The sequence below is a fragment of the Candidatus Merdisoma sp. JLR.KK006 genome, from assembly GCF_036941035.1.
In the GTDB taxonomy this organism is placed as follows: Bacteria; Bacillota; Clostridia; order Lachnospirales; family Lachnospiraceae; genus Laedolimicola.
Map to the genome: position 1 here is coordinate 55,795 of NZ_JAYMNS010000016.1, position 24,188 is coordinate 79,982.

At 45.5% G+C, this 24,188-nt stretch carries 19 protein-coding genes; 18 read left to right on the forward strand and 1 reads right to left on the reverse strand.

The window, feature by feature from the left end; all coding sequences use genetic code 11:
* Positions 1–29: 29 nt before the first annotated feature.
* From spoVG to VSQ61_RS13315, 6 genes are all read left to right on the forward strand, one after another.
* On the forward strand, positions 30–305 hold the full coding sequence (spoVG, locus tag VSQ61_RS13290) for a septation regulator SpoVG (protein WP_334344902.1): 276 nt from the start codon (positions 30–32) through the stop codon (positions 303–305).
* Positions 306–460: 155 nt separating this feature from the next.
* Entirely contained in the window at positions 461–1,039 is a 579-nt protein-coding gene (gene pth / locus VSQ61_RS13295) for an aminoacyl-tRNA hydrolase (RefSeq protein ID WP_334344903.1), read from the forward strand.
* The gene (gene mfd / locus VSQ61_RS13300; RefSeq protein ID WP_334344904.1) at positions 1,036–4,389 is read left to right on the forward strand and encodes a transcription-repair coupling factor; all 3,354 of its coding nucleotides are present in this window, start codon (positions 1,036–1,038) and stop codon (positions 4,387–4,389) included. The genes pth and mfd overlap by 4 nt, the downstream gene beginning before the upstream one ends.
* Positions 4,386–5,408, forward strand: coding sequence for a peptidylprolyl isomerase (locus VSQ61_RS13305; protein ID WP_334344905.1), 1,023 nt, complete (start codon positions 4,386–4,388; stop codon positions 5,406–5,408). Before mfd ends, VSQ61_RS13305 begins: the two co-directional genes overlap by 4 nt.
* A 151-nt stretch (positions 5,409–5,559) precedes the next feature.
* On the forward strand, positions 5,560–6,582 hold the full coding sequence (locus tag VSQ61_RS13310; protein WP_334344906.1) for a peptidylprolyl isomerase: 1,023 nt from the start codon (positions 5,560–5,562) through the stop codon (positions 6,580–6,582).
* A 250-nt stretch (positions 6,583–6,832) separates the two neighbouring features.
* Positions 6,833–8,857 carry a glycoside hydrolase family 25 protein gene (locus VSQ61_RS13315; protein WP_334344907.1) on the forward strand — a complete coding sequence of 675 codons (2,025 nt, stop codon included), beginning with the start codon at positions 6,833–6,835 and terminating at the stop codon, positions 8,855–8,857.
* A 212-nt stretch (positions 8,858–9,069) separates the two neighbouring features.
* On the opposite strand, the gene VSQ61_RS13320 is transcribed toward VSQ61_RS13315, so the two are convergent.
* A complete protein-coding gene (locus tag VSQ61_RS13320; RefSeq protein ID WP_334344908.1) occupies positions 9,070–10,257 on the reverse strand; it encodes an acetate/propionate family kinase in 1,188 nt (395 codons plus the stop codon).
* Positions 10,258–10,522: 265 nt separating this feature from the next.
* Between VSQ61_RS13320 and spoVT the strand changes: the two genes are divergently transcribed.
* The 12 genes from spoVT to VSQ61_RS13380 all read left to right on the forward strand — a co-directional run bounded on the left by spoVT (position 10,523) and on the right by VSQ61_RS13380 (position 24,167).
* Positions 10,523–11,071 (forward strand): stage V sporulation protein T, encoded by a 549-nt coding sequence (gene spoVT, locus VSQ61_RS13325; RefSeq protein WP_334344909.1) that lies wholly within the window; start codon positions 10,523–10,525, stop codon positions 11,069–11,071.
* Between the two features lie 372 nt (positions 11,072–11,443).
* On the forward strand, positions 11,444–12,460 hold the full coding sequence (locus tag VSQ61_RS13330) for a LacI family DNA-binding transcriptional regulator (RefSeq protein WP_334344941.1): 1,017 nt from the start codon (positions 11,444–11,446) through the stop codon (positions 12,458–12,460).
* Between the two features lie 136 nt (positions 12,461–12,596).
* The gene (locus VSQ61_RS13335) at positions 12,597–13,685 is read left to right on the forward strand and encodes a sugar ABC transporter substrate-binding protein (protein WP_334344910.1); all 1,089 of its coding nucleotides are present in this window, start codon (positions 12,597–12,599) and stop codon (positions 13,683–13,685) included.
* A gap of 66 nt (positions 13,686–13,751) precedes the next feature.
* Positions 13,752–14,789 (forward strand): phosphotriesterase family protein, encoded by a 1,038-nt coding sequence (locus VSQ61_RS13340; RefSeq protein ID WP_334344911.1) that lies wholly within the window; start codon positions 13,752–13,754, stop codon positions 14,787–14,789.
* A 16-nt stretch (positions 14,790–14,805) separates the two neighbouring features.
* Positions 14,806–16,302 (forward strand): sugar ABC transporter ATP-binding protein, encoded by a 1,497-nt coding sequence (locus VSQ61_RS13345; protein WP_334344912.1) that lies wholly within the window; start codon positions 14,806–14,808, stop codon positions 16,300–16,302.
* A gap of 20 nt (positions 16,303–16,322) precedes the next feature.
* Positions 16,323–17,291, forward strand: coding sequence for an ABC transporter permease (locus VSQ61_RS13350; RefSeq protein WP_334344913.1), 969 nt, complete (start codon positions 16,323–16,325; stop codon positions 17,289–17,291).
* A gap of 65 nt (positions 17,292–17,356) precedes the next feature.
* Positions 17,357–17,728 (forward strand): sensory rhodopsin transducer, encoded by a 372-nt coding sequence (locus tag VSQ61_RS13355; RefSeq protein WP_334344914.1) that lies wholly within the window; start codon positions 17,357–17,359, stop codon positions 17,726–17,728.
* A gap of 54 nt (positions 17,729–17,782) precedes the next feature.
* Positions 17,783–18,970 (forward strand): M24 family metallopeptidase, encoded by a 1,188-nt coding sequence (locus VSQ61_RS13360; protein ID WP_334344915.1) that lies wholly within the window; start codon positions 17,783–17,785, stop codon positions 18,968–18,970.
* Between the two features lie 52 nt (positions 18,971–19,022).
* Entirely contained in the window at positions 19,023–20,210 is a 1,188-nt protein-coding gene (locus tag VSQ61_RS13365) for a M24 family metallopeptidase (RefSeq protein WP_334344916.1), read from the forward strand.
* Between the two features lie 73 nt (positions 20,211–20,283).
* On the forward strand, positions 20,284–21,135 hold the full coding sequence (gene aroE, locus VSQ61_RS13370; RefSeq protein WP_334344917.1) for a shikimate dehydrogenase: 852 nt from the start codon (positions 20,284–20,286) through the stop codon (positions 21,133–21,135).
* A gap of 334 nt (positions 21,136–21,469) precedes the next feature.
* Positions 21,470–22,582, forward strand: coding sequence for a substrate-binding domain-containing protein (locus VSQ61_RS13375; RefSeq protein WP_334344918.1), 1,113 nt, complete (start codon positions 21,470–21,472; stop codon positions 22,580–22,582).
* 79 nt (positions 22,583–22,661) lie between these two features.
* Positions 22,662–24,167, forward strand: coding sequence for a sugar ABC transporter ATP-binding protein (locus tag VSQ61_RS13380; RefSeq protein ID WP_334344919.1), 1,506 nt, complete (start codon positions 22,662–22,664; stop codon positions 24,165–24,167).
* Positions 24,168–24,188: the final 21 nt, after the last annotated feature.

Below are 24,188 nucleotides of genomic sequence, written 5' to 3' on the forward strand. Positions count from 1 at the left end.
TGCCTTTGGAAAAAGGGGGAACAAAAGAAATGCAGATCACAGATGTACGCGTACGGAAGGTCGCAAAAGAAGGAAAGATGAAGGCCGTTGTGTCGATTACCATTGAAGACGAGTTCGTAGTACATGACATCAAGGTAATTGAAGGGGAAAAGGGATTGTTTATTGCAATGCCAAGCAGAAAGGCAGCCGATGGAGAATATCGGGATATTGCCCACCCCATCAATTCCGGGACCCGTGATCAGATCCAGAAAATTATTCTGGAAAAGTACGAAGCAGCATTGTTGGAAGCATCAGAGGAAGCCTGATTGGGATTATAGATCGTTATGTTATGAAGAAAGTGGTAACAGAGATGTCGTTTTTATAACGGCATCTCTGTTCTTTTGCCTTGCAAAATGGAAAAATCTCCTGTAGTATAAAAAAGGTGTTTTTGTTAGGTTCGTTTTTTAATAGGAGAGTTGTAATGTATATAATTGCAGGCTTAGGAAACCCCACAAAAAAGTATGAGCATACTCGCCATAACATTGGATTTGATGTAATTGACCATTTGGCGGAACAATATAATATTAGTATGAATACTAAAAAATTCAAAGGCGTCTGCGGCGTTGGTACAATTGAAGGGAACAGGGTGCTGCTTCTCAAGCCTCAGACCTTTATGAATCTCAGCGGAAACAGCGTTGGGGAAGCGGTGGAATTTTATAAATTAGATCCGGCTCGGGAACTGATTGTTATTTATGATGATATCGATCTGGCTCCCGGCAATCTTCGGATTCGGAAAAAGGGAAGTGCCGGAGGGCACAATGGCATGAAGGACATTATAACCCATCTTGGAACTCAGGAGTTTTTGCGGATTCGAGTTGGCGTGGGAGCAAAAATAGAGGGTCAGGATCTTGTGAACCATGTGCTTGGGCATTTTTCAGGAGAAGATCGAAAGCTGGTGGAGGATGCCATCAGTAATGCCGCAGATGCGGTTCGCCTGATGGTGCAGGAACAGACGGATACTGCCATGAATCAATATAATAAAAAGGTTGTAAAAGAATGAAAGCCTTTCTGGAACCCTTAAAAAATTTAAGTGCATATGAAGAAATTCGGGGAAAACTGAAAAAGAATCGGGGGGTATTGCAGCTCTCGGGCTGTATCGATTCCCAAAAGGTCCATATAGCCTGGGGCTTGGCACAAGACTTTCCCTTCCGAATGATTCTGACCTACAGTGAACAGAAAGCAAAGGAAATCTATGAGGACTGTCGCTGCTTTGATCAAAGGGCAGTGCTCTATCAGGCAAAGGATTTCCTCTTTTTTCATGCAGACATTCAGGGAAATCTTCTGGTACAGCAGCGCATTCAAGCATTGCAGGCACTGCTTACGCAGTCGGAGATTACGGTGATTACCACTTTTGACGGGTGTATGGATCGCTTAAAGCCTCTGGAGCAAGTGAGGGAAGAACTTCTCTGTATTGGGACAGAAAGTCTGGTTGAGATAAAGGCATTAAGCGAAAGACTGACCCGGCTTGGCTATGAGCGGACGGGGCAGGTGGATGCTCCTGGCCAGTTTGCGGTTCGGGGCGGTATTGTTGATATTTATGGTCTGACAGAAGAGAACCCGTGGAGAATCGAGCTTTGGGACGAAGAGGTTGATTCTATCCGAAGTTTTGATGCAGAAAGCCAGCGTTCCATTGAAAACTTAAGTGAAATCGTTATATATCCGGCGGCGGAGCCTATACCGGAAAAAGAGGAAAGGGCTGTAAGCTTTCTGGATTATTTTCCCGTGGATAAGAGTGTGCTTTTTCTGGATGAGCCTGCAAGGCTTTTGGAAAAGGGAAATACTGTAGAAATGGAATTTCGGGAAAGTCTGGCTAATCGTGCAGAAAAAGGGGAGATGCTGCCGAAAGAGGCCGGGCTGCTCTATGGCGCAGAAGAGGTGACGGCCCGGCTGAATGGGCGAAATTGTGTGGCTTTGTGTATGCTGGAGCAGAAATCTGCTGCGTGGGAGATTACGGGCAGATATCAGATTGAAGCAAGGTCTGTCAATCCCTACAATAATAGCTTTGAACTTTTGGTAAAAGATTTGAAGCGATGGAAACGGGAGAAATATGCAGTAGTTTTGATGTGCGCTTCCGGAACCAGAGCAAAACGTCTGGCAGCAGATCTGCAGGCGGAGGATCTGAACAGCTTCTATACTGAGGATCCGGACAGGGTTGTTCAGGAAACGGAGATTATGGTCGTACACGGCAGTGTCCACAGAGGATATGAATATCCTATGGTGAAATTTGCTGTTATTTCAGAGACTGATATTTTTGGCAGAGAAAAGAAGAAGCGGAAGCGGCATAAGACTTATGAGGGGCAGAAGATTCAGAACTTTTCAGAGCTCAGCATAGGCGATTATGTGGTTCATGAGAACCATGGTCTTGGCATCTATCGGGGAATTGAGAAGGTAGAAGTAGACAAGATCATGAAGGATTATATTAAGATTGAATATGCCAAAGGAGGAAATCTCTATATTCTGGCGACTCAGCTGGAGATGATCCAGAAGTATGCCGGAGCAGATGCCAGAAAACCCAAACTGAACCGCCTTGGGGGAAGCGAATGGGTAAAGACCAAAACAAAGGTTCGAGGCGCAGTTCAGGAGATTGCAAAGGATCTGGTGGAGCTTTATGCAGCGCGTCAGGAAAAGGACGGCTACGTGTACGGACCAGATACTGTCTGGCAGAGAGAGTTCGAGGAGCTGTTTCCTTTTGAGGAAACAGAGGATCAGCAGCTTGCCATTGAGGCAGTAAAACGAGATATGGAGAGTACCCGGATTATGGATCGGCTGATCTGTGGGGATGTAGGCTATGGAAAGACGGAGATCGCAATCCGTGCAGCCTTCAAAGCAGTGCAGGAAAATAAGCAGGTGGTCTATCTGGTTCCTACGACAATTCTGGCCCAGCAGCATTACAATACCTTTGTTCAGAGAATGAAGGAATTTCCTGTCCGAGTGGATATGCTGTCCCGATTTCGAACTGCTACAGAGCAGAAAAAGACCATTGCAGATCTAAAAAAAGGATTGGTGGATATTATTATTGGAACCCATCGGGTGCTGTCGGCGGATGTAGTGTTCAAGGACCTGGGACTTTTGATTATTGATGAGGAGCAGCGCTTTGGAGTGGCCCACAAGGAGAAGATTAAGAAACTAAAAGAGAATGTGGATGTGATGACCCTGACAGCAACCCCTATTCCACGAACACTTCATATGAGCCTTATCGGAATTCGGGACATGAGTGTTCTGGAGGAAGCGCCCCAGGATCGGGTGCCTATTCAAACTTATGTAATGGAATATGATGAAGAGATGGTTCGGGCAGCTATCAGCCGTGAACTGGGACGGGGAGGACAGGTTTATTATGTCTATAATCGGGTGAACACCATTGTAGAGATGACAAACCAACTGGCAAAGCTGGTTCCGGAGGCTAATATTGTCTTTGCTCATGGACAGATGAAGGAGCAGGAGCTGGAACGGATCATGTATGACTTTATTGCAGGGGATATTGACGTGCTGGTTTCCACTACGATTATTGAGACGGGGCTTGATATCTCCAATGTAAATACTATGATTATTCATGATGCTGACAATATGGGTCTGTCTCAGCTCTATCAGCTTCGGGGCCGGGTAGGGCGTTCCAATCGGACAGCTTATGCCTTTTTGATGTATCGTCGAAATAAGATGCTGAAAGAGGTGGCAGAGAAACGTTTGGGAGCTATTCGGGAATTTACAGAGCTGGGGAGCGGCTTTAAGATTGCCATGCGGGATTTGGAGATCAGGGGGGCAGGAAACCTTCTGGGAGCGCAGCAGCATGGGCATATGCAGGCGGTAGGCTATGATCTCTACTGTAAGATGCTGAATGAGGCGGTGAAAAAACAGAAGGGAATTTCTGTGTCTGAGGAAGCATTTCAGACTTTGGTAGATATTGAGCTGGATGCCTATATTCCGGATACTTATATCCGCAGTGAAAGCCAGAAGCTGGATATCTACAAGAGGATTGCCGGTATTGAAGCAGCGGAGGAATGTGAGGATATGCTGGAAGAGCTGCTGGATCGATTTGGGGATCCCCCTAAATCTGTGCTTAATCTGCTGGCAGTGGCAGATCTGAAGGTAAAGGCTCATAAAGTTTATGTAAAGGAGATTGTAGAGCGGCCGGAAGAGCTCCGTCTTTATTTATATGAGAAAGCAAGGCTTAATCCGGCAGAATTTCAGACATTTATCAGCCGGTTTGACGGGCGGATGCGGTTTCTGGCTGGCGAGAAGCCCAGCTTTTTATACCGCAGGGCCAAAAACAGCCGGGATGATGAGAATGTGATAGAGCTTGTAGGAGTTATATTGGAAGAGATGCAGGCGCTGCGGGAGGAAGAGGACAAATGAATTGGAGAAAGATAGGTGCTGCATGGCTGATGACGGCACTGCTGCTGAATCTATGTGCAGGCTGCAACAGGTCGGAAGAATCGTCGGGAACACCAGCAGCAAAGCTGGGAACGGAGACTATCACACTGGAAGAGGCTGTATTTTATACCAGAATGCTTCAGGAGCAATGGGAGATATCTTATTATGATTCCTACGGAGCGGATATGTGGCAGGCAAAACCGGAATTTGGAGAAGGTACAGGGGAAACCATGGAGGAAGTTCTCAAAGAGAATGTGATGGATATCCTTACGGAAATCCATCTTCTTTGTGCGCATGCTGAAGATTATGGGGCGGAACTGACCAAAGAGGAAAGGAAGACCCTAGAAGCTCGGGCGGAGGCCTTTATGAAAGACAATACTCCGGCAGTGCTGGAGGCAGCAGGAGCTACAGAGGAAACTGTGGAGCAGTTCCTGACATATAATGAACAGGCGTCAAAAACTGCGGAATTTTTGAAAGAGGAATATGAACCAGAGATCGATGAGGCGGAAGTTCGAGTAGGAAAGTTAACCTATTGTCTGTTTGCCACAACAGGAACCTTTGACGCAGAGGGGAACCAGACACCTTTTACAGAGGATGAGCTGCTTAAGGTTCGCTCGGATGCGGATAAATTTGTTCTCAGAGTTCGGGAACTGGGGGATATTACAGCGGCCGGAGCAGAGATTTCCCATACAGTGATTGATGTTTATTTTAATGATAAAACGGATGGAGGAGCTCATGAGCTGGTAGCCCAGGCAGCCAGAGAGATGGAAACAGGAGAAGTCTCCGGAATAATAGAGACTCAGGAGGGATACTATATTGTTCAGAAAACAGCAGAGTATGATGAAGAAGCCTCAAAAGAACGTATGGAAGAGATGAAATATCTCGCCAGAGAAGATTATTGTGCTGAACTGATTGAGGAATGGAAGAAAGAGACACCCCTTGAAATTCTGGACGAGGTTTGGAGCGCGGTTCGAGTGGACAAGCTGCTGACAGAGCAGTAGGATAAAAGCAACAGCTGTGAAATGTCTGTGTCCCGGTAAAAGACCCCTTGCCTATGGGGGAAAAACAGATTATAATGGACAAAGAATAAATACAGGAGCCCACAAAGAAACAGCATAGGGCTTCGAGAAAATGGAAAGGTAGACAAAAAAGATGAAAAAGAGGATAATCAGGATCTTATCTCTGGTATTTGTGCTGGCCTTTGTGCTGACAGGCTGTTCCGGGAAACTTGATGCTTCCGAGACCATTGCGGTTCTGGATGAGACCACCAATATAAGATTGGGAGAATTCAGCCTGATGCTGCGTTACCAGCAGGCGCAGATGGAGACTTATTATGGAAGCATGCTTGGGGGCGGCATTTATCAGCAGGAGATGCCGGATACAGGTGAGATCTATGGAGATACAGCGAAGAAGAGCCAGATGGATGAATTTAAGCTGCTTTATGTTCTGGAAGCGGAGGCGCCTGATTATGAAGTGGTATTGACAGAGGAAGAAAAAGCAGCAATTGCCGAGGCTGCAAAGGCATTTATGGATGCCAATACGCCGCAGCTGAAAAAGGCAGTTGGAGCAGAGCAGGCAGATGTAGAGCATCTTTTAACGCTTATGACAATACAGAATAAAATGTATGATGTCCTGACTGCGGATGTAGATTCGGCAGTTTCCGACGAGGAAGCGGCTCAGAAGCGAATTACTTATGCATTTATCGCTACGACAGGAACGGAAACTGACAGTGAGGGAAATACGATTGATCTGACAGATGAAGAAAAGGCAGAGAAGAAGGCGGCTCTTCAGGCAGTCGTGGATGAGGCGAAGACCAGCGGTGATCTGAGTGCAGCGGCAGAGGGCAAAGAAAATATTACTGTAAATACTACAACTTACGGAGCTGACAGCAGTTCTCCGGCAGAAAGTGTACGGGCGGCGGCAGATACCCTGCAGGATGGGGAGTTTGCAGAGATTGTGGAGGCGGAAACCGGGTACTATGCAGTACAGATGGTCAGCACCTTTGACAGGGAGGCTACCGACAGCCAGAAGGAAACCATTGTCCAGCAGCGCAGGGATGAGCTTTACAATGAGAAATGTGAGGAGCTTCAGGAAGCTCATACTTTTACGACTGTGGATGAGGTGATGGGAAAGCTGACCTTTAGCCAGACGTTTGTTTTGAAGACGGAGCAGTAAAAGGTATTTTACGACTTGGAACGGCTCATTGAGAATGTTACAAAAAATTTAAGGAAATATTAAACAAATAATAAAGAAAATGACAAAAAAATGGGATATCCTTGAAAATATCCCATTTTTTATTTCGATTTTTTTTATGTAAACAGTTGAAAAGCGTAATAAAGGGTGTTATACTAAGACTACTGTTAACAAAAATCTGCCCTTTTCAAAAGAGGGCAAGGGTGTAATGAAGCAAATGAGGAGAAGGAACATGAAGGGAAAACGATTTTGGGCGATCAGCCTTTCGGCTGTTTTGGCAGTGTCTATGCTCGGCGGCTGTATTCGGCCGCAGGTAACAGACGATATGATTCCTACGGTAACGAATCTGGGGATGACGGAGGAATCAATACCGGTGGAGGAAGCGGTAAATGTAATAGGACTTGCTATGAACACCTCTTATATGGCAGAGCTTACGAGACTGGACGGGGATAATACACAGGCTGCAACTGTGGATGAAAAGACTATTCCGGTTGTATTGAAGGCCACATCTATGGATAAGGATCTGAAGGTAAAGATTGTTAACCAGAAGAATGACCGGGTCATCACCGGAACACAGTTCGAGGTTACAGTTACAGATTCCAATAAAAAGGCTCAAAGCTATAAGGATGAGGATAAGGATGGAATCATTTACATAAAGAATATGACTCCCGGAAGCTGTACGATTTCCATGAAGTCTTCTGGTTCCTACAGTGCGCCGAAGGATATTCAGGCTGAGGTTAAGGCAAATCTGGAATACAAGGTAGTGGATGTCACAGATGAGATCAAGAAGGAGAGTGAGATCAATGTGGCCAAGGAGGATTCCAATACTACCGGTAACAGTGACGCTGGTACGGCTTCTGTGCTGAAGGATACGGTGGAGTTTGTAGAATCTGATAAGACTGAGATCATGAAGCAGAAGGTGGACGAATATGGGACGCCTATGTATGAGAAGATCATCAGTGAGCCGGCGAAGCATCATAAGGATGATAATGGAGACGGCAAATGTGATCGCTGTAGTGTTAAGATGGCCTGTGAGCATACATATACAGAAAGTGTAACAAAAGAGGCTGGTTGTACAGAGACCGGAACGAAGACATTGACCTGCAGTAAATGCAAGGATACAAAAACAGAAACAATTGCGGCAAAAGGGCATAGCTATGAGAATGGGAAATGCAAGAATTGCGGAGCAATTGATTCAAATCATACACATGACTATAGTGTAGTGGTGACAGAGCCAACCTGTACGAAGGATGGAGAGAATAAATGCTCTGTATGCGGCTCTTCAACTTCCGTGCCGAAAAAGACAGAACATGATTTTGATGAAAACGGAAGTTGTAAAAATCCGGAATGTACAGTTACAAAGCCGGTTGAAGGTAATGAGACAAATAATTCAGGTGCAGAAAGTGCTCCGACTGCTGAAGGAACCGCATCTGTTTTGAATCATACATTGCGTCTGGTTGGAGCGGCAAGCGGAGAGAAGATCGTTTATGATACTACCAGTGCACCGATTATGGAAGGCACCGGTACATACAAATATACCGGTTGGCAGACCATTGACAATGCCACCTACTTCTTTGATAAGAATGGCAACAAAGTAACAGGTACACAGGTTATCCAGGGCATTCAGTATACGTTCAGCAGTGAGGGTATTCGTTCCGGAACTATCGGAATTGATGTATCCAAGTACCAGAAGGGGATTAACTGGCAGAAGGTAAAGAATGCAGGTATTAACTTTGTTATTATCCGCTGTGGATACCGTGGTTATGGTTCCGGTGTGCTGGTAGAGGATCCGATGTTTGCTTCTCATATCAGCGGAGCGAAAGGGGCCGGCCTGCGTGTAGGCGTTTACTTCTTCAGCCAGGCAATTAATGAGGCTGAGGCAGTAGAGGAAGCAAGTATGGCAGTGAAGCTGGCTAACCGTTATGGAATCAACATGCCTATTGCTATTGACAGCGAATATGCTGCAGGCGGACGGGGCCGTGCAGATGGTTTGTCCAAGGCGGATAGAACCAAAATCACGATTGCCTTCTGCAATACAGTAGCCAATTCCGGTCATACACCTATGGTATACGCCAGCAAGAACTGGTTCTCAGAGCACTTAAGCCCATCCCAGTTCCCGGGCAGCTATCGTATCTGGGTAGCGCAATATGCCAGCAAGTGTACATATAGCGGACGTTACGACATCTGGCAGAATACATCAAAAGGACAGGTTGATGGTATCAGCGGAAACGTAGATATGAATGTGAGCTCCATTTGACGGAATCAAGTGAACAATTGAAAGCTAAATAGTTAAAAGTAAAAGGGCGTTTCACTTCTGGATAAAAAAGTGAAACGCTCTTTTTGACAGTTTTATAAACTGTTTTGTAGACAGGTATTAGATTCCCGAGAATTGAATACTTAACAATAATTTCTTTCACTAAATTTTGATTTTGCATTATTCGGGTTAAAGAATAGATGGTTTGGATAATTTCAATTCTTCTTATAAGCAAAGGTTTTCCGGGCCACTCCCAGCTCTTCGTTAGCAGGAATTACATGGATAGTCACAGGAGAAGAGGGAAGTGATATCACTGCATTTTCACTGTAATCCAGGTTCTTTTCCGGATCCAGTAAAATTCCCATGTGTTTTAATTGGTTACAAACAATATGGCGAATCGTACAGCCATGCTCTCCGATTCCGCCGGTAAATACCAGATGGTCAAGGCCTCCAAGTTCAGCATAATAGGAGCCAATATAACGAACAATGCCATTGCAGAATACATGAATTGCCAATTTAGCCCGTTCATTTCCGGAATTGGCTGCTTCTTCAATATCTCTCAGATCATTGCTGACACCAGAGATTCCCAGAAGGCCGCCTTTTTTAGTGAGTCCTTCCATAATATCTTCCAGCTTCATGCCTTTTTCCAGAAGAAATGGGATAATAAAAGGATCCATATCACCATTCCGGTTAGACTGGATCAATCCAACCTGCAGAGAGAGACCAAAACTGGTATCCACGCTTTTTCCATTATCAATCGCACATAGAGAACCGCTTCCGCCCAGATGACAAGAGATAGCCTTACCGGTTGAGCCATAAAGCTCTGACAAGGTTTCCGCCACGTAGCTGTGGGAAGCGCCATGATAGCCCAGGCGCTCAATGCCGTATTTTTCATACCATTCATAGGGAATGCCATAGAGCTTTCGCTCCAAAGGAATGGTGGTGTGGAAGGCGGTCTCAAAGGCACCTACCAGCATAGCATCCGGAGTCAGCTTCTGAAACCGGCGAATAGCTTCCAAATAAGGAATGTTGTGAGCAGGGGCTACTACCAGATATTCTTCCATACCCTTCAGAACTTCTGGTGTCAGCTCGTGAATTCCATAATGATCCTTGGAAAGTACGGTTTTAAAACCTACACGCTCCAATTCCTGCAGATTGGAGAGTACACCGTATTCGTGATTGAGGAGGCAGTCAAGAAACATCTGAATCCCCTCTGTGTAGGTAGGAATACACAGATTTTCCCGAAAGATTTTAAAACCATCCGGCTTTTTAAAATGAAAGATGGCACTGTCCAAGCTTCCTACTCGTTCCACTTTTCCTTCTGCCAGTACCTCGTCCCCTGGCATAACAAATAGTTTGAACTTCAAAGACGTACTTCCTGCATTGCATACTAAAAGCTTCATAAAACCTCCTACTATTTTAAGTACTGTATCACTTATATAATGTTTTTGGTTAAGAACCATTTAAAGTATAACAAAAACCCGTTTTTAACACAATAAAAATAAACGGAAACCGTATTTGTGACATGAAAATCAGGAATTAATTGTGAATTTCAGAAGCAAATGATCTTCGAGGAAGAGGAAAAGTGTGTTTTTCAGGTATAAAAATCCGCCGTTTACAAATACTATTTCCAGAAATGGTCAGAACAGTAAATGGAGGAATATTTTTATGAAAGCTACAGGAATTGTCAGGAGGATTGATGACCTGGGAAGGGTGGTCATCCCGAAAGAAATCAGAAGGACTTTCCGGATCCGGGAAGGCGATCCGCTGGAAATATTTACCGATCGGGAAGGGGAAATTATATTGAAAAAATACTCTCCCATTGGAGAATTAGGACTCTTTGCAAAGCAATATGCGGAAAGTTTGGCTCAAACAACGGGGCTGATGGTCTGCATTGCGGATCGGGATGCTGTAATTGCGGCAGCCGGAGGAGCCAAAAAGGATTACATGGGAAAAGCTATCAGCCATCAGCTTGAGGATGCGATTCAGGAACGAGAGAATATTCAGGCATCTGCAGGAGAAAAGAGATATGTAAAAATTGTGGATGAAGATATGGAAGACTGTTATGCTCAGACCATCAGTCCGATTCTCTGTGAAGGAGATGCTATAGGCGCAGTAGTTCTATTCAGTCGGGATCCAAAAGCTAAAATGGGAGAGGCAGAGCAAAAGCTTGCTTATTCTGCTGCTGGGTTTCTGGGGAGACAGATGGAGCAATAGAAGAAAAATTTGAAGAAGCATGGTGAGAAATTCCCCCATGCTTCTTTTAATGATACGCAAATAAATGTGCAATATATACAAAAATAATATAAAAAGATCGTCACATTTTAACAAAATAACAAAAATGAGTTGACAAGTATAAGAAAATGATTTATTATGAATACATAAGATATGTGAGCGCTAACATAAATAGCAATAAAAATCATAATGTTTGCAAACAAAATCCTGACGAGGATTAATTTTATACCAAATATGTGAGCGCTAATATATTTTGAAAGAACTTATTTTAGGTGGAAGGTTTTAAAAAAAGGAGGTAAAATGAAAGCAAAATTATAGTGAAAGGCATTGGAAGGGGGTAATCACGTGGCAACTATGGATGATGTTGCAAAACGGGCAAATGTATCTCGCATGACGGTATCGAGGGTTATTAACAATAGCGGTTATGTAAAGGAGGAAACCAGGCAAAGAATCAATGAAGCCATAGAGGACTTGAAATTTAAGCCCAATATGTTCGCTAAAGGCCTGGTGACCAGAAAAAGCCGAAGCATAGCATATGTAATGGTAAATATATCAAATCAATATCACAATATGGTCAGTAAGGGATTTGAGGCGGAGGCATTTGAACATGGATATACGACTATGATGTGTGATGCTCATACGGCCGGCCGTGTTACGGATTATGTTAATATGCTTCAGGAGAGATGCATTGACGGTGTATTGCTGCATCACCTGGCAATCACGGAGGAACAGGTGAGAGAGCTGGAAAATGCCGGAATCCATTGCGTTATCATGGATAATGAGACAGACTTGGACGGCGTAAACAGTGTGAATACGGATAATAAGCAGGGGGGACGTTTGGCAGCGGAGCATTTGCTTTCAAAGGGGCATACCAGGATTGCATGTATACATGGTGCTTTATATCCGATTCAAAGAGATTCTCTTACCTATGAAGAGACTTTTCAGTTTAACATCTGGAAAAAGAGGACCGAAGGCTTTCAATCGGTTATGAGAGAAGCCGGTCTGCCGGATCACTATTTATATCAGGGAAGAGGTTTTGGAGATGTGACGCTCACGAACTTGGCAATTGATCAGATGTTTGCGGAAAAAGAGAGGCCGACGGCCCTTTATTGTGAAAATGATTTTATGGCAATGACTGCCATTGGCGTATTACAGGAGAGAGGGGTCCGCATTCCGGAGGATATGGCAGTAATAGGGCATGATGGTCTGGAGTTTTGCCAGATCGTGCATCCCTATCTTACAACCATAGCCCAGCCGAGATACCAGCTGGGAAAGACCGCAGCGGAAACACTGGTTCAATGTATTGAAAAAAAGAAAGAAAAAGTAAATCTGGTACTTCCGCCAAGCGTGCAGGAGGGAGAGACAACCTAGCTGAGCGAAACAGGAATCAGTAATATCCTTAACAATGCACAAATCAATATACAGTCACATGTATTTTAAACCGGAAATTGATTTAAGCTAAGGTGTAGTTGGAAGGGATGCTACGGAAGTTTAAGGAGGAAATAAAATGAAGAAATGGTTAAGCTTACTTATGGGAATTATGGTATTTGCGATGACACTTAACGGCTGTTCAAAACAGGCGGAACCGGAAGCGGATCAGCCTGCGGCAGAAGATACAAAAACAGGCGGCGAGGAAGAAACGGCGTCACCCGAGGAACTTACATCCATTACCATTGGCTATGCTGCTCTGGATGAATCGCAGGAGCATTTGATTCCTGTTGGAGATAATATTGAAAAGGTTGCCAAGGAGATGAGCGAGGAGTTGGGGATCGAGATTAAGGTAATCCGGGTTGATAATGCCGGCGACGGGGCAAAGGCCGTAGAAAATGTGGATAATCTTTTGCTGCAGGGGATAGATGTGCTGGCAGAGTTTAACCTTGATTCAGCGGTTAACGATACTATTTGGGAAAAATGCCAGGAAGCAGGGGTGCCGGTTATGGCTATTGACATTCCGGTAGGTGATGCTCCGTTTATGGGTGCGAATAATTACGATTCCGGATGGAAATGCGGGGATGCACTTGCTGATCTGGTAAATGAGAATTGGGACGGACAGATTGATGCGGTATTTTTCGAGCATACACCGGAGGCCGGAGAGGTTGTTCAGATTCGTATGGACAGCATTTGGGATGGACTGGCAGAAAAAACAGACTATACGGTAGATGAATTGAAGGCAATGACCACTACGGTATCTATGGGTGATGACGCAATTCTGGCCCAGCAGCTGTGTGCGGACTTCCTGACGGCGAATCCGGACAAGCATCACATTGTCATCGGTTCCATTAATGACATCGGAGCCCAGGGAGCTTTTGCGGCAGCTCAGGCGGCAGGAAGAGAAGATGATGTATTCATTGTAAACCATGGGGTGTCCGTCTCTACAAGAGAGAACATTTATCAGCAGATAAATTCCGGAGAGAGGAACTGCTGGAGGGGCGGCGTCTCCTATTTCCTGGAGCGCTACGGAGAATATATCGTTCCGGGCTGCATTGAACTTGCAAAGGGCAATACACCGGATGCGGACAGTCTGCTTATGGATCATATCTTTATTGATGCGGACAATATTGAGGAATGGTATCCACAGGCGGAATGGGCACAGTAAATCAGTTGACACCCGGCAGCAGCGAAAGCTCTGCCGGGTGTAATAAAAAGAAGCGAGGAAAGAAAAATGTCAGTAAAGACCGTGTTAGGAAATATAGAAGCATCCCAGGTAGGTATTTGTGCGCCTCATGAGCATATTTACATTGATATGAAGGTTTTTTTTGTCCCTCCGGAAGAAATAGGAATAAAGAATCTGGCATACAAGCCTGTTACAATGGAATCCCTGGGAATACTAAGAAGGAATCCCTTTGCCGTGCTGGATAATGTTTCTTTAATGGACGAGGAGACACAGATAGAAGAGATTCTGGCTTTTAAAAGTGCCGGCGGCAATACCATTGTAGATGCCAGCAACATCGGGCTTGGGAGAGATCCGGAACTGCTGGCCAGAGCGGCGGCCAGGACGGGCTTAAATATTATAGCAGGCTCCGGCTATTATGTGGAAGGAGCTCAAAGGCCGGAAGTATTGGAATTGACGGCAGAACAGATAGAAGAAGAGATTGTTGGAGATTTGGAAAAGGAGATTGGACATACGGGGATTCGTGCCGGCTATATTGGGGAGATTGGCGTAAGCCATGAGATGTTTCCTTTTGAAAAAAAATCTCTTATAGGAGCCTGCAGGGCGCAGGTCCGCACAGGTGCACCCTTGATGATTCATATCAATCCATGGTCCACCCAGGGAATTGCGGCAATGGAGATTGTAAAGGAGCACAAAATTGACCCTGAGAAAGTCATCATCTGCCACAGCGATGTGGAGAATAGGGAGGATTATATTTTCCGATTGCTGGACATGGGAGTATATATTGAGTTTGATAACTGGGGAAAAGAGATGTTTACGGACCGCTGGGATGTGAAGCCGGGCTCCGGGCGATTTGTCAGCGATTGGGAAAGAGTATTGCTGGTAAAGAAAATTGTAGACAGAGGATATGCAAACCAGATGCTGTTGTCTACGGATTTATGCTTGAAGTCTCTTCTTCATAAGTATGGCGGCTGGGGTTATGACCACGTATTGAAGCATATACTTCCCATGCTGGACGAAGTAGGCGTAAGCAGGGAACAGATAGAAACAATGCTGAAAGTAAATCCGGCCCGGTGGCTGGACTGGTAGAAAGGGGAGACATAGAGTGGGCGAAACCATTCTCAAAATGCAGCAAATTACAAAGCGATTTCCCGGGGTACTTGCCCTTGATCAAGTAGATATCACGCTGAACCGGGGAGAGGTGCTGGCTTTGGTAGGGGAAAACGGCGCAGGAAAATCCACACTGCTTAAGATCCTTTCCGGTGCTTATGTGAAGGATGAGGGCGTGATTGAATATGATGGCCGCATGATAGACGGCTACACGCCAAATGAGGCCATAGATATGGGGATTAGCATTATTTATCAGGAGCTGGATAATTATGGAACGCTGACCGTAACGGAGAATATTCTTGTTAATGCACTGCCGAGAAAAGGAGGAAAATTCAGTCCGATTGATTGGAAAGCTGCCAATAAAAAAGCCAGTGAACTCATTCACCGCATAACGGATGAAATCGATGTGACAGCCAGAATAAGTACTCTGACGGCGGCCCAGCAGCAGCTGGTAGAGATTGCCAAAGCAATGAGCCGGAATATGAAGATACTGGTTATGGATGAGCCTACCTCCGCACTGAATCGTGTTGAGACAGAACAGCTTTTGAAGATAGTGAAGAATCTGGCGGAGCAGGGAATCGGTATTATCTATATTTCTCATCGGATGGATGAAATTTTCCGGATTTCAGATCGGATTCAGGTAATGCGGGATGGAAAAAGCGTATCATCTTTCATGACATCAGAGGTGGATGAGGAACGGATTGTAAGGGAGATGGTGGGACGAACGCTGGACAGTATGTATCCTCACACAAAGCAGACGCCGGGAGAGTGCATTCTAAAAGTAGAGCATTTGACCTGCGGAAAAGCGAAGGATGTAAGCTTCCGGCTGCACAGAGGAGAGATCTTAAGCCTGTTCGGGCTAATGGGAGCCGGCCGTACCAGTATGGTAAAGGGGCTGTTCGGGGATCAATATATACGGAACGGAACCATTGAGATACTGGGAAAGGCCGCTCGGAACCATTCGCCCAAGGAGGCCATACGAAACCACATTGCATACGTCCCAAATGAGCGGAAGCTTGAGGGCTTGATGCTGACAGATACGGTCCGGTTTAACATCAGCATTGCCGTTGTGGATATATTGGAGAAATTTTTGAAGATAGACAAAAAGGCAGAGGCCAGGATGGTGGAGAATTGGATTGAGAAGCTTGGTATACGGACACCCTCTGCGGAGACAAAGGTTGTTTCCTTAAGCGGAGGAAACCAGCAGAAGGTAGTGATTGCCCGATGGCTGGAGACAAATCCTGAAATTCTGATTTTAAACGATCCGACTCGGGGTATTGACGTAGGCGCAAAAGCGGAAATCTATCGCCTGATGGAGGAGCTTTGCAGGCAGGGCATGGGAATTATTATGATTTCCTCGGAGCTGCAGGAGACATTATCCATGGCGGATCGGATTCTGGTAATGAGCGAAGGGAGAGTAACGGGAGAGGTGTCAAGAGAGGAAGCAACACAGGAAAGTCTGATGAAGCTTGCGGTAGGAGGCAAGGGATGAGAAAGGGATGAATTGATAATATGGAGAAGCGTATGACGTTAAAGGACAGAATAAAAAAAGGCGGAGGAAGTGAAATCACCATTTGCATAGCTTATATAGCGCTGTGTGCGATCTTCTCCATTCTGTCGCCGAATTTTCTGTCAGGAAAGAATTTTATTAACATAGGTATTTATTCGGCAATCATGGGAATTACGGCAGCAGCAACCACACTGGTCTTGATCTGCGGCTGTATTGATATCTCCGTTGGGGCTATTATGGGTCTGACAGGAATGTCAAGTGCAATGATGCTGAAGGCCGGAGTGCCTATTTTCGCCACTATACTGATCGCCGTATTAATTGGCGCCCTGGTGGGAGTGATCAATGGTCTTCTGGTATCAAAAGGAAAGATTGTTCCAATGATAGCTACAATGGCAACGATGTCCATTACCAGGGGCATTGCTTATCTCACCAACGGCGGAATTTCCATTGTAGTCAGCAACAAGCAGTTTACCTGGCTGGGCAGAGGATATATGGGACCGGTCCCTTTTATTCTGGTTGTAATGGCAGTGGTGTATGTTGTCATGTTTTATGTATCAAAATATACCGCCTATGGAAGAAAGCTATACGCAACAGGTTCCAATCAGAGAGCAGGCTATCTTGCCGGTATTAATACGGACCGGGTGATCCTGAGCGTGTATGTGATTAACGGCTTATTTGCCGGAGTGTCGGGAATTCTTATGGCCGCCCAGTCCGGAGCAGGGCTGCCTACGGCCGGCGACGGATATGAAATGACCATTATCTCCGCCTGCGTATTAGGCGGAACCTCAATCAATGGAGGAAAAGGAAATGTTTGGGGAACTTTAGTGGGCGTGTTGCTTTTGACCAGCATTTCCAACGGACTGACTATGCTGGGAATCTCCAGCTTTTGGCAGCAGATCATAAAGGGAGCTATCCTGCTGGCAGCAGTATTGATTGACGCATGGAGAGGCGGGAGCTATAAAAAGGTATGAGTAACATCTTGCTGTTATACCATTAGGTACAAAACATGTATAAATGTAGGAAAGGAGAAGGGAAAATGAGTGGAAAAACGTCATGGTATATTATAGACGGATACAGGCCGCCCGTAGAAAAGGGTGGTGCGGATGATTATATTGGGCATGAATGCATTATGATTTTGAATTGCAATGATGAGGACGCACATGTAGAGCTTGATGTATATTTTTCCGACCGGGAGCCGGTGCTAGGAATTCCGTATGTTGTTCCGGCAAGGCGTGTCCGGGCATTTCATACGGATGATCAGACGGTGCTGGGAGAGCTGGAGCTTGGAATCGGCAGGCAGTATTCTCTCAACATCCGCAGTGATGTAGGGGTAATTGTACAGTATGGACGTCTGGACATCAACCAGGATAATATGGCATATATGGCTACTCTGGGCTTCCCAGGCTGACAAATAGAGGTGTTTATTACTTTCGGGTGTGAAGAAATGGAGGTACATGAGTCAATGAGACCCAAAATTGAGCAAAGGGAATTTGAAGAACGGGTAAAAAAAACGCAGGAAGCGATGAAATCTGAGGATCTGGATTTATTGTTTGCTTATGGAAATGAGGCAGAACCCCAATATATCCGTTATTACAGTAACTATTGGCCGAGCTTTGAGGTGGCAGGCGTACTGATTCCGGCAGAGGGTGAGCCTACCCTCATTATAGGACCGGAAAGTGAGACATTTGCAAGAAGTGTATCCCGCATTTTGCGAATACGCAGGGTGCTGGCATTTCGGGAATCCTCGGAACCGGAGTATCCGGAGGCGGTGCTTAGTACGATGGCTGAAGTGATTCTGGAGACAATGGGCAAAAAAGCGCCTCAAAGGATTGGAATCGCAGGCGGCTGTTTGATTTCCCATGTGGTTCATTTGGCATTGGAAGAGGCCCTTAAGGAGCTTGGGAATCCCATGCTGGTGAAGGCGGATATGCTGGCAGCCAGGCTGAGAGCGGTAAAATCCCCTGCTGAAATTGCATGTATGCGGGAAGCCTATCGGATTACCCAATGCGCAATGAAAAAGGTATTGGATGAGATAAGACCGGGAATGACGGAAGAACAGGTAAGGGGAGTTGCGGTTGGCACCATGTATCAGGAAGGTGCGGAAGGAGAAGCATATCCTTGCTGGGTCCTTGCGGGGGAAGGCTCCAATTTGGCTATTGGAAGATGCAGGGGGAAAGTAATTGAGCCTGGGGATTTGGTACATATCCAAATTGGCGCCAGGTATGAGGGATATGCCTCTACCATGGGAAGAGCCGTAATTATGGGAAAAGGAACGAAAAGCCAGAAGTCCTTGATTGAAGCCAGCCTGGCAGGTCAGAAGGCGGTTCTTGAAACGGCGAAAAGCGGCGTGAATGCGAAGGAAGTGTACGATGCTTACTATGAAGCAATCAAGGCCCATGGGCAGGAGCAGCATATTCTTTACGGCCCGGTTCATGGAACCGGATTGATGGAAGGCGAATTTCCGTGGATTGAATCGAATTCCGATTTCCCGCTGGAGGAGGGAATGACCTTTTGCACATGTATTTATCTGGGGGATAATGAGAATCGGATTGGAGTACGGTTTGAGGATGGCTTTCTGGTAACAAAGGAAGGAACGGAAGCATTTTCGGATTATGGCAGAGAGCTGATGGAACTTAAGCGGGAGACATGAAAGAGCTTATAAGCTGCAATATGTGAGCGCTCGCATAGAAAGGAGATGGAAGATGGAGAAAATATGTATACCTAAAAGCGAATTTCAGGAAAGAATTGAACATATACGGAAGCAAATGCATAAGGACGGGTTAGATGGAATCTTTGTTTACGGGGATGAATATCGGAAAGAAAATTTGAGGTACGCATCCAATTATTGGCCCATTTTTGAACGTGGGGCTATGCTTATGGGAAAAACGGGGCAGCCCATTGTTCTCTGCGCCCCGGAAGGGGAACAGGTGGCCCGGGAAATGAGTGTATGGGAGGATGTGAGACTTGTACCGGACTTCCTGTGTGTAACCGTGCCCGATGAGATTGATTATCCCTTTGCATCCTACACCAGTTTTCACAAGCTGGCAAAGGAGCTTCGGGGCGCCGGCGAATTAAACCGTTTGGGCATTGTGGGAATGGGCGATATGTCAGCGGAGCTTCTTGACAATCTGAAAAAGTCGTTTGCGTGTGAGCTTATGGACTGCTCCCAAATGTTTTATGAAATGAGAAAGAAAAAAAGTGCAAATGAAATTGCCTGTTTAAAAGAAGCAGCCCGCATTGCGGAAATAGGATTTCGGGCCATGATGGAAGCGGATCTGATTGGCAGAACAGAGCGGTATGCGGCAGGAATCGCAGAGGGAGCGGCACGGCAGGCCGGAGCCGAGGATATTACATTTACCGTCTTTGGATCGGGGGAGCGTTCGGCTAAAATTGTCGGCAGGCCGGAAAATAAGGTGATTGAGGATGGAGATATGATTATGTGCGCCCTGGCTGTCCAGTATGAGGGCTATGTATCCACCTGTGAAGTGCCTTATGCGGTTGGAAATTACAGTGAAGAGACAAAGCGTGTAATTGATGTATTGATTCATGCGGGCGCAGCCGGGCTGCCCTATCTAAGAGCCGGAGAGCCTATGGAAAATTTTGTCCGTGCGGTTAGAGACTATTTTCGGAAGGAAGGGCTTTCCGAGTATGATGTATATCCGCCTTTGCATGGTATCGGGTGTGCCGAGGCCGAAAGCCCCTATCCGGATGAAAATACGGAAGAGCTTTTTGAGGTGGGGATGACTTGCAATACGGATATCAGCTTGTTTGGGCTGAAAGGAGGCTCCAACCGGGTAGAAGAATCCTTTGTGATTACGGAGGAGGGAGCGGAGAGTATGTTCCCGTTTATGCGTGCTTACTTCGAAAGATGGCTGACGGAAAATAATTGATGCTATTTTCACCTTTTCGATGTACAATAAAGGAAAATACATCTGTAAGGTGAAGAGAAAGGAAGGGAATCAAATGAAAAATTATCGTGCAGAGCTGGTAGGCGTATTCGGAGATCCCGTAGACGGCAATCCCACAGGAGTAACTATGGAGGCGGCTTTTGCGGACAAGGGCCTCAATTACCGCTATTTGACCTTGAAGGTGCTTCCGGAGGACCTTGAGGATGCCATGCGTTCCTTACATGTCCTCCATATGAAGGGAATCAATCTGACCATGCCTCACAAAATAAAAGTGATTCCTCTTCTTAATGAGCTGTCAGAGGCAGCGGGCATCATTGGTGCGGTGAATACGGTGGCGCTTCGTGAGGACGGAACACTGTTCGGTGAGAATACGGATGGAAAGGGCTTTGTACAGGCACTGCATAACCGGGGAATTTCCTTAGAGGGAAAAAACATTACACTCCTTGGGGCGGGCGGAGCGGCAAAAGCTATTGGAGTGGAATGCGCCCTGGCAGGAGCGGCCGCCATTACCATCATAAACCGTACTCTGGAACGAGCCCGGGAACTGGCAGATACCTTGAAGAAACATACCAAAACAGAAGTGTCCTGTGAGCAATGGGAGAGCTGTCACAGAATTCCGGAGAATACGGATATCTTGATTAACGGCACCTCCATAGGTCTGCACCCGAATGGGGATCAGAAGCCGGATATTGACTATAATGGGATTACCCCCAATATGATAGCAGCGGATGTAGTGTTTAATCCGGTAGATACCCTCTTTTTAAAGGAAGCTGAAAAGCAGGGGGCTGTGGCAGTAAACGGCTTGGGTATGCTGGCATGCCAGGCGGCGCTGAACTTTAAGCTTTGGACAGGGGTGGAGCCGTCTCTTAAGGTGATGGAAGATACCTTGAGGAAAGAATTTCAGTAATTCTCTTTGGGGATTCCAAGAGGAAGCAATGCAGGCGTTTGCTTATGGCACACAACGAGTTTTAAAATTATAGGTTGATAGTGACGGAATTGCCATAAAATATTCTGAGGCAATTCCGTTTTACTATTTGCTTGTAAAAACTTGTCATCCTGTAAAATAAGATGTCTGATTATTTGTGTAAATATATTGAATTGCAGAAAACGTATAAAAATAGAAGAGATTTAAAAAAAAGTTGTGCGATTTTATAATAAGGTATTGACAATATTCGATTGTTATATTATTATGTAGTAACAAAGCAACGTTATTACAAAAAAGGAATAGGAGAGGATTTCAAATGAAGAAAAAAGCATTATTATCAATTCTAATGACGGGTATCCTAATTGCAGGAATAGTTGGCTGTGGGGGAAAGTCAGAGGCTCCGGGGACGGAAGCGAATACATCAGCACAGGAACAGCAGACAGAAGAATCTGCTGTAGAAAGCGGTGATGCGACGGCAGAAGAGTATAACTTTGTATACCTTTCACCTTCCACGGAATCTGAGTATTGGCAGTATGCGGAGACAGGAATCCGAAATGCAGTTCTGGATTTGCAGGAAGAAAAGGGAGTAAAAATTAACTTTACCGTGAGCGGACCAGCATCTGAGTCGGAGACAGACGCTTACATTAAGGCATTTGAAAGCGTAATTGCTTCCAAACCAGATGTGATTATTACAGCAACTTTGGCACCGGACGGAACAGTTCCCAAGGCACAGGAAGCACAGAGCGCAGGCATCTATGTGAATTTTGTAAGCATGGGACTTGAGGGCGGAGATTCTCACAATTATGATGACATATATGGTGTACATTATTATTGCAATAATACAGTTATTGGGGAAACGGCAGCAGCTGCTATGCTGGAGGCGCTTGCGGATCGTGGAATTGAACCCAAAGGAAAAATCGGTATGCATATGTCTGTAGTAGTGGAAACGCTGGAAGAGCGTATGGACGGATTTAAGGCTTACATGGCTGAGCATGCACCGGAGCTGGAATGTTTGGACACCCTTTATAATGAAAATGATGTAAACAATGCACAGGCGAATGTGGAAACCCAAATATCCACCTATGGTGATGAGCTCATCGGCCTTTATGGAGGAAACAACGTGTCCGGTGACGGAATTGCACTTGCAGTTGGCGGTGCGGAGCTGGGAGATAAGATTGTAGGGATCGGAGTTGACTCTGATAGTGTTGAGATTGAAGCTCTTGAGAAGGGAAATCTTTATGCCATCATTGTACAGACACCTTATGAGCAGGGCTATAATGCAGCAATGAATGCAATGACTTATCTTGAGACAGGAGAGAATACAGAGACAGAAAAGCACATTGACTGTACCTCTCAGGTAGTTACCAGTGAAAATATGAATACAGATGAGAGTAAAGCACTGCTGAATCCTAAGATTCTGGCTAAATAAGCTGCGTTTTGAGGATGTAGATATAGGGCTGCACCCAGGGTGCAGTCCTGCCATATATGGAAAGGCGGTGGCTTTTAGGATGGATGATGCTCTGCTTAAAATTGAAAATGTCAGTAAAAGCTATCCGGGCGTAAAGGCACTTGATAAGGTTAGTATGACTATACATAAGGGAGAAATTCGGGCATTCCTCGGAGAAAACGGGGCCGGAAAATCTACATTAATCAAGTGTATCATGGGCGTGGAATCCCCAGACGAGGGAGTCATCAGCGTTAACTGTGATGGTGAGTGGAAATCTCCAAGGAATCCTGTAGAGAGTAAGGAACTTGGGATGTTTGCAAACTACCAGCACGTGAACATTGCGAAAGAGCTAAGTATTGCAGAGAATTATTTTTTGGGAAGAGTTCCGAAAACAAAGCTGGGCTTTGTAGACTGGAAAAAGATGTATTCAGACAGCCGGGAGGTTGTAGATAAGTTTGGAATTGATATTGATCCAAGAGAAAAAATCAGTAATTTGACAGTGGCTATGCAGGAGATGGTCACTATCAGCAAAATTTCGGTAAATGATACCATACGCCTTGTGATTTTTGATGAGCCTACAGCTCTTTTGGAAAATGACAAAGTGGAGATTCTTTTCCGGTATATTCGGGAACTGAAGAGCCAGGGAGTCAGCATTATTTACATTTCCCACAGGCTGGAAGAGATCGTAGAGATCTGCGACACGGTTTCGGTCCTGAAGGATGGTGTATATATAGATACAAAAAATGTTTCAGAAGTAACCAAGGATATGCTGGTATCCATGATGGTGGGACGAGAGATAGGTGATATCTATAATATCAGCCACATGGATCCAGGGGAAGAATTGCTGAGAGTTGAACATCTGAGTCACAAAAAATATTTTAAGGATGTTTCCTTCTGCCTTAAAGCCGGAGAAATCCTGGGCTTTTCAGGGCTTGTGGGAGCCGGGCGCAGTGAGGTTATGCGTGCCTTGTTTGGTCTTGAAAAGCTGGAAGCTGGTGAGATTTATATTAAGGGAAAAAAGGCAGAGATTCGCTGCCCTCAGGATGCAATCTATCAGGGGATTGGGTTTCTTACGGAGGACAGGCGTTTGGACGGAGTTGCACTGCCCTTAAGTATTGAAACAAATATCAATGCGGCCTCCTATGAGGGAATCAGCAGATTCGGCGTGATCAGTTTGAAGCAGGAAAAAGAACGGGCAGAGAGATACAGGGAGAGAACAGGAATCAAAACGCCAAATATCCAACAGAAAGTGGAAAACCTTTCCGGAGGAAATCAACAGAAAGTAGTTATCTCCAAAATCCTGTGTGCAGGGTCGGACGTATTGATTTTTGATGAGCCGACAGTTGGCGTTGATGTAGGTGCAAAACAAGAGATTTATAAGATTATGGAGGAGCTTGCCAAGGAAGGAAAAGGCATTATTCTAATTTCTTCTTACTTGCCGGAGGTTATGGGATTGTCGGACCGCTGTATTGTGATGGCAGAAGGAAAAGTAACCGGAGTATTAGACAGAAATGAACTGGAGTCTGTGACAGAAGAAACAATGCTGAAACTGGCATCCACATCCTAAGATAAAGTTTGGGGGAAATAG

Excerpts from the sequence above, each read along its gene's own strand:
- VSQ61_RS13350 (WP_334344913.1), top strand. The coding sequence starts at position 16,323 with ATGGAGAAGCGTATGACGTTAAAGGACAGAATAAAAAAAGGCGGAGGA.
- VSQ61_RS13380 (WP_334344919.1), top strand. The coding sequence starts at position 22,662 with ATGGATGATGCTCTGCTTAAAATTGAAAATGTCAGTAAAAGCTATCCG.
- pth (WP_334344903.1), top strand. The coding sequence starts at position 461 with ATGTATATAATTGCAGGCTTAGGAAACCCCACAAAAAAGTATGAGCAT.
- mfd (WP_334344904.1), top strand. The coding sequence starts at position 1,036 with ATGAAAGCCTTTCTGGAACCCTTAAAAAATTTAAGTGCATATGAAGAA.
- spoVG (WP_334344902.1), top strand. The coding sequence starts at position 30 with ATGCAGATCACAGATGTACGCGTACGGAAGGTCGCAAAAGAAGGAAAG.
- VSQ61_RS13320 (WP_334344908.1), bottom strand. The coding sequence starts at position 10,257 with ATGAAGCTTTTAGTATGCAATGCAGGAAGTACGTCTTTGAAGTTCAAA.
- VSQ61_RS13365 (WP_334344916.1), top strand. The coding sequence starts at position 19,023 with ATGGAGAAAATATGTATACCTAAAAGCGAATTTCAGGAAAGAATTGAA.
- spoVT (WP_334344909.1), top strand. The coding sequence starts at position 10,523 with ATGAAAGCTACAGGAATTGTCAGGAGGATTGATGACCTGGGAAGGGTG.
- VSQ61_RS13375 (WP_334344918.1), top strand. The coding sequence starts at position 21,470 with ATGAAGAAAAAAGCATTATTATCAATTCTAATGACGGGTATCCTAATT.
- VSQ61_RS13315 (WP_334344907.1), top strand. The coding sequence starts at position 6,833 with ATGAAGGGAAAACGATTTTGGGCGATCAGCCTTTCGGCTGTTTTGGCA.
- VSQ61_RS13340 (WP_334344911.1), top strand. The coding sequence starts at position 13,752 with ATGTCAGTAAAGACCGTGTTAGGAAATATAGAAGCATCCCAGGTAGGT.
- VSQ61_RS13360 (WP_334344915.1), top strand. The coding sequence starts at position 17,783 with ATGAGACCCAAAATTGAGCAAAGGGAATTTGAAGAACGGGTAAAAAAA.
- VSQ61_RS13330 (WP_334344941.1), top strand. The coding sequence starts at position 11,444 with ATGGATGATGTTGCAAAACGGGCAAATGTATCTCGCATGACGGTATCG.
- VSQ61_RS13305 (WP_334344905.1), top strand. The coding sequence starts at position 4,386 with ATGAATTGGAGAAAGATAGGTGCTGCATGGCTGATGACGGCACTGCTG.
- VSQ61_RS13335 (WP_334344910.1), top strand. The coding sequence starts at position 12,597 with ATGAAGAAATGGTTAAGCTTACTTATGGGAATTATGGTATTTGCGATG.
- aroE (WP_334344917.1), top strand. The coding sequence starts at position 20,284 with ATGAAAAATTATCGTGCAGAGCTGGTAGGCGTATTCGGAGATCCCGTA.
- VSQ61_RS13310 (WP_334344906.1), top strand. The coding sequence starts at position 5,560 with ATGAAAAAGAGGATAATCAGGATCTTATCTCTGGTATTTGTGCTGGCC.
- VSQ61_RS13355 (WP_334344914.1), top strand. The coding sequence starts at position 17,357 with ATGAGTGGAAAAACGTCATGGTATATTATAGACGGATACAGGCCGCCC.